This window comes from bacterium, from assembly GCA_019912885.1.
Classification (GTDB): domain Bacteria; phylum Lernaellota; class Lernaellaia; order JACKCT01; family JACKCT01; genus JAIOHV01.
In genome coordinates, this window is the sequence record JAIOHV010000114.1 from 1 (window position 1) to 1,941 (window position 1,941).

General features: G+C 63.9%; 1 protein-coding gene. It reads right to left on the reverse strand.

Annotated elements, in window-relative coordinates:
* Positions 1-227 precede the first annotated feature (227 nt).
* Positions 228-1,941: hypothetical protein (locus K8I61_09570; protein ID MBZ0272276.1), on the reverse strand; the 1,714-nt coding region annotated here is incomplete at its 5' end.

Here is a 1,941-nt window from a genome sequence, read left to right on the forward strand (position 1 = left end):
GTACGTCGGCCCGCGGGTTCGCTCCACGCTTCCTCCCCACGGTCGGTCGCCCTTCCGCAGTTGCGCTTCGCTTCGATCGGGATGGCCTCCTCTCGGTCGGACTTACACCTACAAGACAGCGCCCATGCTGGGCGCACAATAGAAGCGCGGCGGTTTTGAAGCCGCCGCGCCTCGATCGTGCTCCGCGCCCCTGCCCCATTTTCCGGGCGCGATTCACTTTCCGTTTATTAAGGCGACACCACCGGAACGGTGTGGCAGATATTGCAGTTTTTCGTGTACGGCACGGGCATCGCCAACTGCGGCGGCACGTCCGCGATTTCGTCCTTGTCCGGCACGCGCATCATGTGCGAGGCGCGGTCGTTTTCCCAGTAATCGCCAAGCCCCGGCTTCCCGGCGCCCGCCATGCCGGTTTGCGGCATGTGACAGTCGACACAACGCGGATTCGCGTTATTGGCGACGTGGTCCGTGCCGACGCGGACGGCGGTGTGCGTTGCGAGGGCATCGTCCGTCGCGTATTCCGTGTGGCACGCGATGCACAGTTCGTTATCCGTCACCGGCTTGCGAAGCTCGTGCATCTCGGTCGAGGCGCCGTGCGTCTCGTGGCAGTCTGAGCAGGACAAAAGCAGGAACTCGTTGCGGTAGTGCCCCGAACGCATGTGGTCCGTGTACTGCTCGTGGAACATCTTCGAATGTTTGTCGGTACTGGCCCAGTAGTTGCCGGCCGGTCCGGGGATGTTCACGAATTCGCTCAACCATTCCTCGCGTGAAAGGCCGGGGATCGGCATCTCGTAGTCGAGGTTGATCGGCGATTCGTTCTGCAAGCCCTTGCCGCGCGGAGCGGCGTGGCAGCTTCCGCAGATCGTCGACTCGCGCTCCGCGGCGAGATTCTGCGGCGTGACGATATACCAGCCCTGCCCGGCGCGCGCCCAGTGGTTGGAGCCGGGGCCGTGGCAGCTTTCGCAGCCGATGTTGATTTCCTCAGGGATGCCGTCGCCGGTGAGGTCGTACGCGCCGTTTTCGTCGGTGACGGCGCGCGCGCTCCACCCGTCGGCGTTGCTGCCGTCCAGCTCGAAGCCGTTGTAGTGGCACGACGCGCAATTCGCGTCGAACGAGTTGGCGTAAACCGGCTCGGTGATGAGCATGTTCGCCTCGTCGTAGTACCAGTCGCCGTGCCAGTCGCGGTAGGTCTTGCGCGTCCGGTCGGCGTGCGTCTCCTTGCCGTCCGGCTGGAACTGGAACGGCAGCGGATAGAAGCTCGCGGAGCCGTCCGGATTGTCCTTGCGCATGAGATACTGCTGGCGTTCCATGCCGCCGCCGTACACGAGTTCGACCGTCCAGATTGTCGGATTGTTCGGATCGGCGGGATTTTTCACGTTGGTCATCGCGACCTTGTAGCTATCGTCCACGTCCTGATAGAGGTCGAGAAAGAAGCTCACGCCGATCACCGGATTCGCGAAGGTCGTCTCGTATTTGTCGGTGCCGCGCGTGGCGTCGTACGCGGAATAATAGAGCGTCACGCCGTCCGCCCACGCGGCGAGGCCGTCGTTGAATTTCGGATGGCGCGCCAGGTCGTGATCCTGCAACGGACCGCCTTCCGGGGCGTCGGGATCGGCATACGGCGCGTGGATGCCGCGGCGATGCAGCGTCTTTTTGAAACGCGGCAGGCCGTGGCAGGACAGGCACACGGAGGTACCGACGTAGAAGGCATCTTCGCCGGTGGACATCGAGATCGTGGAGGACAGATGGCCGCCGACGATCTCGTCGCGCGTCACCGACGCGCGCGAGGCGCTGCCGCCGGGCAGGCGGTCAACGTCATCGGCCGCGGGTTGCACATACACAAACCAGGGGCCGCCGTTTTCCGGCAGGTCCTCGATCGCGTATACGCCGTTCAGGTTCGTCGTTGCGTTCAGGTAGGTGATGGCCTTGTTCGCGAGCTGCTCG